We start from the raw sequence: 14804 nt of genomic DNA, 5'->3' as shown, positions 1-14804 counted from the left end.
ACGGCCTGCCGCGCGAGGCGGCGGGCCCAGGATAAGAGAACGCGACCGATTACGCGGGTCAGAACCCGATGGGCACCGAGATCGACCCGAAGAAGCCACGGCCAGGCTGGGTGTTCCACAGCGCCACCCCCTCGGCCGTCGTCCCATAATAGGAAAAGATCTTTTTACTATCGGCCAGGTTTGTCACACTGAGCTGCAGCTTGATCGGCGGCACGGAATGATCCTTGCCATGGACCGTGTAGCCGATCGAGACATCGAGCTGGTTGAACGGGTCCAGCCCGTTCATGGCCTTGCCCGCTGAGCTGATCACGCCGGCCCGCGCGCCGATCCATTTATCGACCACCGAGGCATAGAGCCCGTCATGCTCATAGATCAGCCCTCCCGCCGCCGTGGAATCCGGCGCATTGGCGATCGGCGCGCCGGTGCCCTGGGTCTTGGACTGGTTGAGGCTGCCATTGGCGAACAGCGTGAAGCCCGCACCCAGATGATAGGACGCCTCACCTTCGATCCCGTAATAATCGATGCCGCCCTGGTTGTAATAGACCGTCATCGGACCATAGCCCGGAACGTTCTGATTGGCGCTGGTCACGAAATTGCTGAAGTTGATGTAATACACGTCGGCCGACAGGGTGAAGCGCCGGCTCTGCCAGGCGGTGCCGATCTGATAATTCATGGTGTTTTCCGGGCTGACCTTGTTGGCTGCCGGATTGGGTGTGTAGAAATAGGCGGCATCCGGCGCCAGGAAGCCGCGCGCGATCTGCAGATAGGCCGACCAGTTCGGGTTGACCATGTAATGCACATTCAGCGACGGCATGGGCGCGCCGTAGGTCTGGTCGTAATTGAGCGGCGTGCCGGTCTTCTGATTGACGGGCGCATTGATCTGGCGAACCATCAGCGCGTATTTGAAGCCCGGCGAAATCTCCAGGTTCGGCAAGGGCCGGAACGTCAGTTGCACATAAGGCTGCGCACTGAGATTCTGCAGCGTCATGAGTCGGTTGAGGGGCACCGTCTGATTGGTGAACATGCCGGTCGCCCAGTTGATGTTGCCCTGCTGGCGGGTATCGGTCTGGTGTTCCAGCCAGAAGCCGAGATTCAGCTTCGCCAGGCCAAAATCGCGCTTGACGGCGAACGTATCGCCCCAGGCGCGATAATCCTGCCGCATTGCCTGGCCGTATTCGCAACCCGGGCCTGAATTATAGGTCATCTTGCCGGCACCGTACGTTCCGCCGCACGCGACGACCTGCCCATTCCAGACCGGCGCGGCATTGAGATACTGCGCCTGGGTGGTGCCGTTCACGTCATTTTCGTTATGGCCGTGATGGTAATAGGCATAGGTGTAGATTTTATTGTCGATGCTCCAGCCACCGCCGATATCGGAATTCAGGCCGATATACGCCATGTCGGTCTGGATGGTATCGACATTGTATTTGAAGTAGTTCTGCGAATTCGGATTGTTCGATAGACCGTAATCGGAACCGTAAGCGGCGATTTCGCCTGTCGTCACGCCAGGCGGCACGTACTGGACGATGTTGTTGTACATCCCCATGAAGGTCAGCGTGGTGCGGTCGCTGATCGGCTGGATCCATTTTCCGTAGAAATTGTAACGCTGCTGCCCGGCATAGGTCTGGTAGCCGTCGCTCTGCACGCCACCGGCATCAAATACGAACGATGCATTGTTCAGCTGCTTCATCCGGCCGCTATTGAACTCGCCGCCATAGGTATAGGTATTCCAGGCCCCCATGCTGCCATAGGCTTCGACCGCGCGCCGGTCGGTCGGCGCCTTTCCGTTCACCCCAATGGTACCGCCGAACGTCGCATAGCCCATGGTGCTGGCATCGCCCGGGCCGCGATCGACGCTGATATCGCCCAGATCATGTGCGGTATAATAGCTGGTGGTGTGATGGGTGAAGTTGTTGCCGTCGGCGAATGGTATGCCATCGAACAGAACATTATACTGACCGTCCGAAAATCCGCGGACCGACACCTTGTTTTCCGCCAGGCCCGGCCCGTTCGATCCGATGGTCATGACGCTGGGCGCAAGCGCCACCATGGTGTCGTAACTGCCCGACGGCGGGATGTTGTTCTCGATAAAATGCTGGCTGATGACCGATGTGGGCTGGAAGGCTTCCAGCGGCGCCTTGGTCGGGGCCTGATAGGCAGCGGAATCGACTTTCGTGCGGCCGATCGTCTCGATCTGCTCGCCCTTCGGCGCGGCGGCGGCGGCCACCACCTGGCCGTCCGTCTTCGCCGCCACCGGCGTCACCCGGCCTTTCTTCTGCATAGTGTCGCGGGACTCATCGGCGGCCGGCGCGGCGTGGGTGACGGATACGCCGGACATCACGCCCATGCAGACCAGCGCGGTAGAAGCCAGGCCACGTGCCTTGCGCCCCATCAGACGGCGTGACGATCGCTGACGAAAAAGAACAGGTTGTAGCATTTGACCCTCGGAATAGCCGCCGTCCGCCTCGGACCCTCCGTAGCGATCACGACACGATCGGCCTTCTATCACGCGACTCAAATCATTTGAGTGAAATTGATATTCCAGTTTTATGAAGAAAATATTTTCTTATCTATATTTTGCCTCTCATTCTCAAATAAAATTGCAAAAATGTCACGGTTTACTGAAATAAAATATCTACTGCTTAAAAAGTGAGAAATGTAGTTAAAGCTACAAACCTCCATCCGGACACGGCTCACCGTGCCAGATGGTCCAGCCTTAGCCGTCCCCGCGCGTCGCTGAGCCGCGCCGATGTCAGGATGGCGGACAGGGTGGCGCCGATCATGTTGCCACTGACGATCAGGCTCATCAGCACGATCTGGTATTTCGACGCATCGAGCGGATTCATCCCGGCCAGGATCTGACCCGTCATGATCCCCGGCAGGGTGATGACCCCCGCGGCAGCCATCTGGTTCAGGGTCGGGATCAGCGCGGTACGGATCGACTGGCGGATCAGGCTGTTCATCGCCTCGGCGCGTGTCGCCCCCAGAATCAGCCGCGCCTCGATCGCGGCACGCTCGCGCGAGACCATGGACAGAAGCGTGTTCATCGACAGGCTGGTCGCGTTCATCACATTGCCCAGCAACAGGCCCGTCATCGGAATGGCGGTGCGCGCCTGGTACCATGGGTGCGGCTGCAACGCCGTCAGCAACCCGACCAGCACCACGATGATTGTGCCCGTCGCCGTACTGAACCCGCCGATTCCGAAATGCCACACCGGCGTCAGCCGCGCGACCTGGCGCGACCCGACCTCGAACGTGGCCGCTGAGAACATGAAGGCCAGCACCAGCAAGGTCAGCCAGACCGACGACCGGCCGAAGACGAACAGCAGCACGCTTCCCGTCAGCACCAATTGGGCCGCCATGCGTATGGCAGCGACGATCAGCGTGCGGTGAATGCCCAGCGACAGCACCAGCGACAGCGCCACGCAGCCGACGATCAACCCGCCCGCCAGGATCATGTCGCCGGTATCCAGCAGAATCGGCGTCATGAATCCGCTCCGACAAAATGCCCCTGCGCCAGTTCGCGGCGCAGGTCGGCCATCCGCACGGCCTGCGCCGCATCATGCGACACCAGGACGATCGCGGTCCCTCCGGCCATGACGTCACGCATCATCGCCTCCACCATCAATGTCGTCCCGCCGTCCAGGGCGGAACAGGGTTCGTCCATCAGCAGCGCGCGCGGCGCCAGGCGCAGCCCGCGCACTAGGGCCAGGCGTTGCCGTTCGCCGGTGGACAGGCGATGCACCGGATCGTTCAGCACCCCGGCACGCAGGCCGGCCTTCGCCATCAGTTCGCGGGTCAGCGCATCGTCGGGCATGTGGTCCAGGACCGAATCCGACCACCAGCCCGGCTCGGCCGGCAGGTACACGACCTGCCGCCGCCAGCGGTGGGCCGACATGGCGGAACAGAATCGCCCGTCCAGCGCCACGTCGCCCTGATGGGGGTCGAGATCCGCCATCATGCGCAGCAGCACGGATTTGCCGGCGCCGGACATGCCGGTAATGACCAGGCACGCTCCCGCCGGCACGTCGAATGCGAATGGCCCGGCATGGGCATTGCGCAAGGCACGCACGGACAGACCCCGCGCCAGGACATCGCCGGCCTGCGGCGCGGAAACGCCTTCGATCACGCTGATACCACCCGTTCGGTTCGACACGACTCAGGACGCCGGATAGGCGAAGAGATGCTGACCGTCGAACGTCAGAAAAGCCTGCTCGGGCGGGCTCTCGGCCTCCAGACTATGCACCGACCAGTCCAGGGACGGCAGATGCCACAGGGTGCGCCAGCGCCCCGCCTCGAACGTCATGTCCATCCGCATCGCGACATGACCGCGCGCCCCCCGCCGCACACCTTCGGGACGCAGATAGGCGCAAGCCGGTCCCTCATTGTCCACACCGACCGGCGTCACGTCCTGAAACCCGCCGGCACCGTCGAACCCCCATTGCCTGTCACGGCGGCGCAGCATGACCGGCAACGCGCCCTCGGCGCCGGTCATGCGCGCGATGCGCGGCGAAAGCGGGCGGCGGTACAGCCCGTCCGGCGCGGCATCCTGCACGATCTGCCCGCCTTCCAGCATCAGGACACGGTCGGCCAGGCGCCAGACATCGACCGGATCGTGGGTCACGAACAGTGCGGAACATCCCGTCTCGCGCACCAGGCGGCGGATCTGGTCGCGCATGCGGCCGCGTACCTCGACATCCAGCCCGGACAAGGGTTCGTCCAGCAGCAGCAGGTCCGGCCGCGCCGCAAGCGCCCGTGCCAGGCCGACCCGCTGCTGCTGGCCGCCCGACAATTGCGCGGGATAGCGTCCCTCCAGCCCCGCCATGGACACGTCACGCAACAGCGCGCGGGCCCGCTCCCCCCGGTCACGCCCGCGGCCGGGCATGGCCGTCACGATATTGTCCAGACAGGTCAGATGCGGCCACAACGCATAATCCTGAAAGACCATGCCCAGCCCGCGCCGTTCCGGCGGCACGAAAATACCGTCGGCATGACTGTCGACCCGCCTGCCGCGCAGTGTCACGCACCCTGCATCGGGCCGTTCCAACCCCGCGACCAGGCGGATCAAGGTCGTCTTGCCGGACCCGGAACCGCCCATCAGCAGCACGAACTGCCCGCGCGGAACATCCAGGGTAATGCCGCGCAGAACCCTTGTCCGACCATGGGATTTCACGATTCCATCCAGCGACAGGATGTTTTCAGACATTCTCTTGCTCCAGGGTCTGGGCTTTCCACGCGTTTCCGGCCCCACGCGTCCGTTCCGGTCCGGAACCAGTCGCCAGACGAGGCACCAGGACGATGGCAGCCGCCGTCACAGCGAGGCAGATCCCCATCGCGACCAGCGCCAACCGGGCCTCGGCACCGTAGTGCAATGTATCATCCAGAGACAGCAGCCTGACCCCCAGGGGCGCACTGCCCGCAGGGTACAGGATTTCCGACAGCGGCAGTTCGAAGAACAACGTCACGAACACCATGCCCCACGCCCAGGTCAGCCGCCGGAGCAGCAGCGGCACATAGATCCGTTCCACCCGCCGCACCAGCGACACCCCATGCACCCGCGCAGCCTCCCCCAGCCCGCGATGCAGGTGCGCGAACGGCGCATCGAGAAAGCGGATGGCGATCGGAAGATGGCTGGCAGCATAAGCCAGGATCAGCAGGGCCGGCGTGCCGTACAGGGACAGGACGCGGCCATTGAACGCGATCACATAGGCAGCACCGAGTATGACGCCCGGCACCGCCATGTTGGCCGATGTCAGCCACAGCAGCATGCGCGCCACCACACGCCCCGAACCGTCGGCCCGCATGCGCCCGCCCAGGATGAGAGCAGCCAGCAGAACGGCAAAGACCGCCGAAACGAAAGCATAGCGCAGCGACAGGCCGATCCCGCGCCACCCTTCCCCGTCGATCAGCAGCTCATCGCCGGCGCCGGCGTCACCCATGGCCTGCACCGCCAGGGCCAGCAGCGGCACCACCACTCCCGCCAGCAGGATGCCCACCGTCAGAAACCACGCCAGCACGGTCATGCCCCGGCCGCAGGGCACGACGTCGGGGCGGTGCCGATACCCCCCGGCGGTCGCCATGCCGCGCCGTGCCAGCGCGGCCTGCATCGCCAGCGCCGCCAGGGCCAGCAGCACCAGAACCCAGCTCAGCCGGGCAGCCTGGGTGAAATCCAGCGGAACGGTCGAGAGATCCTGGTAGATGGCATAGATGACCAGCGGCATGTGCGCCTGCGCGCCCAGGGTCGCCGCAATGCCGAAATCCTGTGATGCGGCCACCATCTGTACCATGAACATGCTGCCGGATACCGGCAGCAGAAGCCGCAGCGTCAGCCAGGCGCGCCGCCATGCCGCAGGCACATGCACGCGCGACGCCGCGTCCATGTCCGCACCGACCGCATGCCATCCCGCACGTGCCGCCACCGACGAAAAAGCCAGCCCCTTGACCGTCAGCAGCGCAACGATCCCCGCCTCGCCATAGAACAGACGGCCGGCCGCACCATCGGCCAGGAACGGCACGGCCACCACGATCTGCCAGCCCATGGTCAACAGGTAGCTGGGCATCAGGAACACGCCCCACAGCGCCGCGGACAGCAGCCCCGCCCCACGCCACCGCCGGCGTTCCAGCAGGAAACCGACCAGAAGCCCCGGCGGAATGACCAGCAGCCCGGCTTCGGTGCTGAGCCGCACGGTGTTCCACAGCGCCCCCGATGACAGGCCGAGGCCGGACGCCGCCCCCAGACCAGGCAGCGGCGCCAGGTCCGGCATCAGCGGCAGCAGCAGGAAACGCGCCAGCGGATAGAGGAAACTGACCGCGATAACGGCACCGAACAGCACCGACGGCCCGCAGCTTCCCATGGAGCCGATCAAACGCCGCATGCCGCTCACCGCATGATTTCCTGCTGGAACCACCCGGTCACGTCAGCCTGGCGCGGTCCCCAGACATCCGGGTCCGGATGCGAGAGGACAATCCCGCCCGCATCCGGCAGGTCGGGCTGGGTGGGCCGGGCGGTCACGGGCCAGAACAACCGCTCGGCACCCGGCAGGCGCATGCGCCGGGACTGGATATCGGGGCGCATGATGAAACGCAGGAAAGACGCAGCCTCCTGCTGGCGGGCGGGTGGCCGGTCCGCCGCCACCGCCGCGACCGCGGGCAGGACGAAAGCCGGAGAGGGAATATCAACGACATAGTCGGGATTGGCGCGTGCCAGGGCAATCGCTGCCGTACTCTGCACGATCGCGGTCCCGATCCGCCCCGCCCGCAGCGCCACCAGGACCGATGGGTTGGAGGGCCCGACCAGCAGCCCACCCGCAACCATCCGCCGCAACGCCGCCTGTCCCGCCGGCCAGCCGCCATTCAACGCCAGCATCCCGGCCAGAAGCGGATAGGCCGGGCCGGACAAGGCCGGATTGGCCATCCCCACGCGCGCGGCCCCCATGACATCGCGCCAGTTTCGTGGCGCGTGGCCCTGGTCGCGGCGCGACAGGAAAACGCCCGCCAGCGTAAAGCCGGTCACCTCATAGGATCTGTCAGCCGGCAGCAGGTCTCGTCCGGTCGGCGTCCAGTCCAGCTCCGGCGCCGTGCCATGCGCCAGCAGGCCCGCCCGATCCAGGGCCACGGCGCCATCGTCGCCCTCGAACCACACTGCGTCCCAGCGCGGATGATGCGCCTCGGCCGACACGCGCGCCAGCAGCATGCCGCCAGACATCACCAGCACGGTTGCCGGCCGACCGGTTTCGCGGGCATAGGCGGCGGCGATGGCAGGCGCCGCGCCGACCGAGCTGTAAATGACCAGCCCCGGCCCACGCCCGCCCGTCAGGCTGGCCAGACACCACAGAACCAGCAGCAGCAGCGCGATGGAAGCCACACGCACGCCTGTCATGTCGGTCCCGTCATCCTGATCCGCACTCCGTAGCCGATGCAACGTAATTCCTCTACAATTGTCGCAAACACTACGGAATGAAGGTTTGATGAACTTGGTGTCCCGACCTGCCCCGCCTGCTATGTCGGCTCGTTCGTGACGAATCCGGAGGCCCGAAACGTCTTGAAACCCGACCCGATCGCCGAGAGCCTGCGTCCCGACTCAGGACTGACCCCGATGGCGCGTCGGGTCGTGCAGTTCATCCACGCCAACCGTCCTCTGGCCCTGGCCAGTTCCGCGGCCGAATTGGCCGAACGGATCGGCACCTCCGATGCGACCGTGATCCGCTCGGTGCAGGCCATGGGATTCGACAGTCTGGCGGCCCTGCGTGCCGCATTGATCGCCAGCCTGACGCATGCGCGCGACCCGGCATCGGCATTATCCAGGACGATCGAAGATATCGGTTCGGACCTCGACGACGCAGTCGGCGGCATCCTGCAGACCCATGCGGACATGGCGGCCGCCCTGCAACATCCAGCCACGCGCCGGCATATCGCCGATGCCGTGCGGGCGCTGCATCCCTGTCCGCGCATCGTGGTCTTCGGCATCGGTCCCTCCAGGGGACTGGCCGACTATATCTGCCGGGCCCTGAACCGAAACGGCCTCACCAGCCTGCCGATCGGCACCACCGGCCGCGCCTTCGCCGACGATCTGGTCGCGCTGCGTCCGGGCGACGGCATCATCATCATGGCCTACGGGACGCTGTATCGCGAAATCGCGCTCCTGTTTCGCGAAACCCGGCGAATGGGCCTGCCGGCCGTGCTGGTCACCGACCGGATCGCGGCGGCCGATGTGCCGCCCGGCACCGTCATCGTGTCGGCAATGCGCGGCAAGGAGGAACATATCGCCCTGCATTCAGCGACAGTGGCCGTTCTGGAAGCCATTGCCTTCGGCCTGTCGGTCGCCCGTCGCGACCATACAGTGGCAACACTGGACCGCCTGAACGATTTCCGGAATCAGATCGAACGGTTCTGAGAAATTCTTTGGAAATGCGCGCTGGCAGGCAAGAACGGTCCGGAAGAGGACGGAGGCGGATTCCAGGCGATTTTACATAGCGTCGCGCGACAGTTGGTCATGGCCCGGGGGACTGACCGGCCTGGATGCGTGCCCTGTTCTCGCATGGAAGGGTGATCAGGCAGCGCAGGCCTGGCCTGTTATCGGTCAATGTGATGGCGCCACCATGCAGATGGACGATCGCGCGGACCATGCTGAGCCCCAATCCATTCCCCGCTTCCGAACGACTGTTATCGAGCCTGACGAAACGGTCGAACACCCGCTCAAGATCGCCTGCGGGAATGCCGCCGCCATTGTCGGAAACGATAAGCTGCACACCGCTTTCCCCGACCGAGACCTCAAGCATGATCGTGCTGCCCGACGGTGTGTGATGAATCGCGTTTTCCAGAAGATTCGCGAGCATCTGGCGCAGCAGAACCGGCTGCCCCATCATGATCGCCTCAGGCGGGTGCCTCACGCGCAGAGTCTGCCGATGGTCTTCAACGATCGGCAGATAAACCTCCACCATTTCGCTGACCAGGACGACAAGATCCACCGCACTGAACTCGTCACTCTGCGTCCGGGCCTCGATCTGGGCCAGGTCGAGGAGCGAGCCGAAAATCTCCAGCGCCCTGTCGAGTTCATCTATCGAAAGATCGATCTGGTCTCTCAGCCCATCGACCGTCTCTTCACGATCCCTTGCCCTCTCCAGCCTGTGCCGCAGGCGTGAAAGGGGGCTGCGCATGTCATGGGCGATATCGTTCGACACCTGGCGCAGGCTGACGATCAGGGTTTCATTCTGCCCCAGCATCGCATTGAGGCTCTGCGACAGATGGTCGAACTCGTCGCCCGTACCGCGCAGCGGTATACGGCGCGCGATATTGCCGCGCATGATGCTGCGCGCCGTCATGCTGATGCTCTCGATCCGCTTCAGGACCGCATTGCTCAGCAGCATGCCACCGGCCAGGCCCAGGATCATGAAGCCGAGGGAACTCCAGGCAACCGTGTTCCACAGATCATGTCTCAGTTGTGTCAACTGCGACGCGTCGATCCCGACAAAGTAATAGCCACCATCGGAGAGTCGATATCCCTCACCATAGACCGCGACCCGATGCGAATCCGGGGACAATTGATGCGCCCAGGACAGCCATCGCGGCCCGGTGACCGGCCGCAGATGCAGCATGTTGCCCGCGATAACGGTCTGTTCCCTGTCCTGCAAAAGATAGAAGAATCCCGGCTCGTTCCGGACAAGGGCTTTCACCACGGGCAGAAAATGGCTGACATCGGGCTGTCCCGCCGCGGCAAAGGTCTCTTCGCCTTCGTTGGTGATCGCCCGGCGGATCTGGCGCTCGAACAGATGCTGGTTATGAAATCCCGTCAGGATGGTGATCAGCATGCCGGAGAGCAGGAAGAAGCCGACGAAGCTGGTCACGATCCGGAAAGAGGATGTGCCGGCAATCTGCCTGATCGCGGCGATCCCACGCCTAGGGGTCAAGGTCGGACTCTTTCATCACATAGCCGGCCCCCTTGATGGTATGGATCAGCGGCCTGTCATGTCGCCCCAGCTTCTCCCGCAACCGGGAGAGATGCGTTTCGACGATATTCGTGCGAACCGGGAAATCCATGTTCCACACATCCTTCAGCAGCATCCGGCGCGAAATCATCGTTCCGGGGTTGCGCATGAAATATTCAAGAAGCTTCAGCTCCTGCGGCTGCAGATGGATCTTTTCTCCACGCCTCGTGACCTCCCGGGTCAACAGGTCAAGCGCGACATCGGCGACGCACAGCATTGTCACATGCTGGCCCGGCGTGAACCGGCGCAGCAATACCTGCACCCGCGCGGCAAGCTCCCGCAGCGCGAACGGCTTGATCATATAATCATCGGCGCCATGGCGAAGACCGCGGACGCGACTGGATACCCCGTCCATCGTCGTCAGAAACAGCACCGGCGTCATGATGTCGCGTTCACGCATCTGGGTCAGGATCTCCAACCCGCTCATCCCCGGAAGCATCCGGTCGAGAATCACGATGTCCCATCGCTCCGAAAGGGCACGCCGTAATCCGTCCGGCCCGTTCGCGACAGCAAAGACATCGATATCATGCTCCGCCAGGCCTTCCCGCAGATACGCCGCCGTCGCCGGGTCGTCCTCGACCAGAAGCAGGCGCGCGCGCGCAGTCAGGGCCATCGAAACAGAAAGATCATCTGGCTTGTCTCTCCTCCTTGCTGTTGTCCGTCAGGCCGCCAGCCAGACGAAACGCGCGGCATAGTAGCAGCAGAACCCGCGGAGAAAGCACCAGTAATGGCCTGAGCGGCCCTGGTTGGCATTTGTTAATTTTTCGATTGCAACGCTTTGGAAGAAGATGCCGACAGGTTTATGCCATCGGAAACGACAATGGACGTCCGTCTCGCCGCCTCTTTGGCGTCTCTTTTTTATGCTGTCTTGACCGGCGTGGTCCTCGTTGTCTGGTACGGTGCGTTCTAGGCGGCACGCCATGGCGATTATCGTATCATATTTACCGGGGACAATTTCCTCCGGGCCCGACCGAAGGATGAACAATATAGCGCCACCCGGCCCAGATAGAGATAGATGACCGGCGTGGTATAAAGTGTCAGTGCCTGGCTGACAGCCAGCCCCCCGATGATCGCGATGCCAAGCGGCCGCCGCAGCTCCGCGCCATAGCCATGTCCCAGGATAAGCGGCAGCGCCCCCAGCGCGGCGGCGAATGTCGTCATCATGATCGGGCGGAACCGGAGCAGGCAGGCCTCACGCATCGCCTGCTCGGGCGGGACGCCACGTTCGCGCTCGGCATCCAGGGCGAAATCCACCAGCATGATGGCGTTCTTTTTGACAATGCCGATCAGCAGGATCACGCCGATCATGGCCATCAGCGAGAAATCCTCCCCGAACACCCACAGGGCCACCAGCGCGCCCACCCCGGCAGAGGGCAGGGTCGACAGGATCGTCAGCGGATGGACGTAGCTTTCATACAGAATGCCCAGCACCATATAGACCGCCGCCAGCGCGGCGACGACCAGCAACGGCTCGCTGCTGGAGGAACTCTGCAGCTGCGCGGCATTCCCGACAAACGCACCATGGATCGAAGGGGGCAGATGCAGGGCGCGAACCTGCGCATCCACAACCTGCATGGCCCGGCCGAGGGGGACGCCCGTCGGCAGGTTGAAGGATATGGTGGTCGCGACTTCCTGCCCCTGATGATTGATGGCAAGCGGCGTCAGACCCGCCGTGGTGCGGGTGACGAAGGTCAGCGGCACCATCGTTTCCGCGCCGGTCGATACGGCTGATCCGGTCGAGGCCGAGCGACCGCCCGCCAGCGTGTTGGCGATCTGGTTGAGAAAGGATTGTGCACCCTGCGCGCTCGCGGCACTCGTCGCCGCGGCTATGCGGACCCGCACGGTATTGGACTGCGTGCCGCCAGGCGGACTGCCGCCGGAAGTGCTGATCCACGCCTGCCGCAGGGAAGACGGGTCCTGCCAGAAACGGGGGTCGACCTCCATGACCACGCGATATTGGTTCAGGCTGTTATAGATGACGGACGCCGCGCGCTGCCCATAGGCGTCGAACAGCATGTTGGAGACAAGCTGCGGCGTCAGCTGCATCCTGGCTGCCAGATCCCGGTCGATGGCAACGTTCACCGCCTGTCCGCCCAGCAGCACGTCGGACGACACATCCATAAGGGCCGCCTGATGGGTCAGCGCGGTCGTCAGCCTCTGGGTCCAGTCATAGAGTTCCGCCGGATTGTCGCCCTGCAGCGTATATTGATAGGCGGCGTTGCTGGGCCGCGCGCCGATGCGGATGGCACCGCGCTGCAGGGCGAAGAAGCGGGCGCCCGTCATACTCGCCAGCCGCCGGTTCAGATGGGCGATGGTTGTCGACGGCGGATAGGGGCGCCGGGACTTGTCGGTCAGGCGAATGAAGATATTCCCCTGGTTCGAAGATCCGCGACCGCCCAGAAAGCCGGCCACGGCCGCCACATCCGGGTCCTTCAGAAGCGCGGCCTGCGCCTCGTCCATCTTGCTGGTCATCGCCTGGAACGAAATGACCTGGTCCCCCATCACGCGGCCCAGCAGCATGCCGGTATCCTCGTCGGGAAAGAGGCTCTTGGGCATCTGCGTATAGACCACGATCGTCAACCCGACCGTTGCGGGCAATGTCAGCACCATGATGCGCCTGTGACGCAGGGACCATTCAAGGCTGCCTGCATAGGCACGCAATACCCTGTCATGGACCTGCTCCAGACGGGTCGCGAACCGCCCCGGTGCCTGCGGACCGGCCCGCACGATCCGCGCACAGAGCATGGGCGTGAGACTGAGGGACAATGACAGGGAAACGAGGAGACTGACCGAAACCGTCATGGCGAATTCATGGAACAGGCGGCCGGCAATCCCTCCCATCAGGAGGATCGGCAGAAAGACCGCGATCAGCGAAAGGGTAATCGACAGGACGGTAAAGGCGACTTCACCCGCCCCCCGGATAGCGGCTTCAAAGGGCGGGGTACCCTTTTCGACATGGCGACTGATATTTTCCATGACCACAATGGCGTCATCGACCACGAATCCGGTCGAGATGGTCAGCGCCATCAGGGACATGTTGTCGAGCGAATAGCCCAGCATGCTGATTACCCCCAGCGTGCCCATGATGGACGTGGGAATGACCAGCGCCGGCACGCATGTCGTCCGCCATGTCCCGAGAAACAGCAGAACCGTCAGCACGACGAGCAGGACGGACAGGACAAGCGTCATGCGCGTGTCGGCCAAAGATGCCCGGATCGTCAGCGAACGGTCCATGACCGTCTGCAGGTCGATCCCCGGCGGAAGGGAAGCCTGGAGACGCGGCAGCGTCATGTTGATCTGGTCGAGGGCCTGTACGATATTCGCCCCGGCCTGCATGAACACCTGCACGACAATGGCGGGCTTGCGGTCGAAATAGCCGGCATTGCGCACATCTTCGACGCCATCCTCCACCTGCGCGATATCCGTCAGCCGTACCGGCCGGCTGTTTCGCCAGGCGACGACGAGGTCACGATAGGCCTGCGCACTCCGCGCCTGATCGTTTGTCTCCAGCATGAAGCGCCTGTCCCCCTGGTCGATGAAGCCCTTGGGCGTATGGGCGTTCGCCGAAGCCAGGGCCGCGCGGATATCCTCGAACCCGATGCCGAACTTGTACAGTGGCAAAGGGTTCATCTCGACGCGCACGGCAGGCAGGGCGCTGCCGCTGACCTGCACCTGCCCAACCCCCTTCACCTGCGCCAGGCGCGGAAGGATGAGATTGGACGCCTGATCGTAGAGCTGGGGCAGCGTGTAGGTATCCGACGTCAGCGCAAGGATCAGCGATGGCGGCCCGTTGGGATTGGCCTTCGAATAGCTCGGATTCTGGCGAAGCGTGGTCGGCAGATCCGCCCGTGCCGCCTGGATCGCGGCTTCCACGTCGCGCGCCGCACCGTTGATGTCGCGCGAAAGGGCGAATTGCAGCGTGACGCGCAACTGCCCCTGGCTGGACTGGGACGTCATCTCGGTCAGGTCGGCAATACTGCCCAGATGCCGCTCCAGCGGTTCGGCGATGGAACTGGCAATCTGCTCGGGCGAGCCTCCGGCCTGCTGGGCCTGAACCTGGATGACGGGAAAATCGATATTCGGCAGGTCCGCGACGGGCAGCGCGATATAGCCGACGACGCCGCACAGAATGCAGGCCACACTCAGTAATGTGGTCGCCACAGGCCGGCGGATAAAGACAGTCGTCAGAAACATCGCGCATACTCTGGATTCCACCGGGTAGACAGCAGGATGCGGCGCATCCCAGGGTGGTGGTCATCGTCTTCCGACAGGGAATGTCCGTCCCGAAATATTGTGCGTCCAGCACATGAACCCTAAAAT

General features: G+C 63.7%; 10 protein-coding genes. 1 reads left to right on the top strand and 9 read right to left on the bottom strand.

Annotated features, from left to right (window positions below; genetic code table 11):
• Window positions 1-58: 58 nt before the first annotated feature.
• From HLH35_RS17410 to HLH35_RS17385, 6 genes are all read right to left on the bottom strand, one after another.
• On the bottom strand, window positions 59-2392 hold the full coding sequence (locus HLH35_RS17410) for a TonB-dependent receptor (protein WP_182980355.1): 2334 nt from the start codon (window positions 2390-2392) through the stop codon (window positions 59-61).
• A 301-nt stretch (window positions 2393-2693) separates the two neighbouring features.
• Window positions 2694-3488, bottom strand: coding sequence for an ABC transporter permease (locus tag HLH35_RS17405; protein ID WP_182980354.1), 795 nt, complete (start codon window positions 3486-3488; stop codon window positions 2694-2696).
• Complete coding sequence (locus HLH35_RS17400; RefSeq protein WP_408870137.1) at window positions 3485-4129, bottom strand: ABC transporter ATP-binding protein; 645 nt, start codon at window positions 4127-4129, stop codon at window positions 3485-3487. The genes HLH35_RS17405 and HLH35_RS17400 overlap by 4 nt, the downstream gene beginning before the upstream one ends.
• A 30-nt stretch (window positions 4130-4159) precedes the next feature.
• Window positions 4160-5206 carry an ABC transporter ATP-binding protein gene (locus HLH35_RS17395; protein ID WP_182980353.1) on the bottom strand — a complete coding sequence of 349 codons (1047 nt, stop codon included), beginning with the start codon at window positions 5204-5206 and terminating at the stop codon, window positions 4160-4162.
• Window positions 5199-6875, bottom strand: coding sequence for an ABC transporter permease (locus HLH35_RS17390; RefSeq protein ID WP_182980352.1), 1677 nt, complete (start codon window positions 6873-6875; stop codon window positions 5199-5201). The genes HLH35_RS17395 and HLH35_RS17390 overlap by 8 nt, the downstream gene beginning before the upstream one ends.
• A 5-nt stretch (window positions 6876-6880) precedes the next feature.
• The gene (locus HLH35_RS17385; RefSeq protein WP_182980351.1) at window positions 6881-7879 is read right to left on the bottom strand and encodes an ABC transporter substrate-binding protein; all 999 of its coding nucleotides are present in this window, start codon (window positions 7877-7879) and stop codon (window positions 6881-6883) included.
• 162 nt (window positions 7880-8041) lie between these two features.
• Here HLH35_RS17385 and HLH35_RS17380 point away from each other — a divergent pair, with 162 nt between their 5' ends.
• Window positions 8042-8893 (top strand): MurR/RpiR family transcriptional regulator, encoded by an 852-nt coding sequence (locus HLH35_RS17380; protein ID WP_182980350.1) that lies wholly within the window; start codon window positions 8042-8044, stop codon window positions 8891-8893.
• Window positions 8894-8990: 97 nt separating this feature from the next.
• Here the strand turns inward: HLH35_RS17380 and HLH35_RS17375 are convergent, their stop codons facing one another.
• The 3 genes from HLH35_RS17375 to HLH35_RS17365 form a co-directional block, all read right to left on the bottom strand.
• On the bottom strand, window positions 8991-10406 hold the full coding sequence (locus HLH35_RS17375; RefSeq protein WP_246385192.1) for a sensor histidine kinase: 1416 nt from the start codon (window positions 10404-10406) through the stop codon (window positions 8991-8993).
• Complete coding sequence (locus HLH35_RS17370; RefSeq protein ID WP_182980349.1) at window positions 10396-11097, bottom strand: response regulator transcription factor; 702 nt, start codon at window positions 11095-11097, stop codon at window positions 10396-10398. The genes HLH35_RS17375 and HLH35_RS17370 overlap by 11 nt, the downstream gene beginning before the upstream one ends.
• A gap of 314 nt (window positions 11098-11411) precedes the next feature.
• Complete coding sequence (locus tag HLH35_RS17365) at window positions 11412-14678, bottom strand: efflux RND transporter permease subunit (protein ID WP_182980348.1); 3267 nt, start codon at window positions 14676-14678, stop codon at window positions 11412-11414.
• Window positions 14679-14804: the final 126 nt, after the last annotated feature.

The sequence above is a fragment of the Gluconacetobacter asukensis genome (assembly GCF_014174375.1).
Taxonomy (GTDB): domain Bacteria; phylum Pseudomonadota; class Alphaproteobacteria; order Acetobacterales; family Acetobacteraceae; genus Gluconacetobacter; species Gluconacetobacter asukensis.
This window is presented reverse-complemented; position numbering and strand designations above follow the sequence as displayed.

Bases quoted from the DNA above. Each gene is read 5' to 3' on its own strand.
- HLH35_RS17410 (WP_182980355.1), bottom strand. From the start codon at position 2,392: ATGGGGCGCAAGGCACGTGGCCTGGCTTCTACCGCGCTGGTCTGCATG.
- HLH35_RS17405 (WP_182980354.1), bottom strand. From the start codon at position 3,488: ATGACGCCGATTCTGCTGGATACCGGCGACATGATCCTGGCGGGCGGG.
- HLH35_RS17395 (WP_182980353.1), bottom strand. From the start codon at position 5,206: ATGTCTGAAAACATCCTGTCGCTGGATGGAATCGTGAAATCCCATGGT.
- HLH35_RS17390 (WP_182980352.1), bottom strand. From the start codon at position 6,875: ATGCGGCGTTTGATCGGCTCCATGGGAAGCTGCGGGCCGTCGGTGCTG.
- HLH35_RS17385 (WP_182980351.1), bottom strand. From the start codon at position 7,879: ATGACAGGCGTGCGTGTGGCTTCCATCGCGCTGCTGCTGCTGGTTCTG.
- HLH35_RS17370 (WP_182980349.1), bottom strand. From the start codon at position 11,097: ATGGCCCTGACTGCGCGCGCGCGCCTGCTTCTGGTCGAGGACGACCCG.
- HLH35_RS17365 (WP_182980348.1), bottom strand. From the start codon at position 14,678: ATGTTTCTGACGACTGTCTTTATCCGCCGGCCTGTGGCGACCACATTA.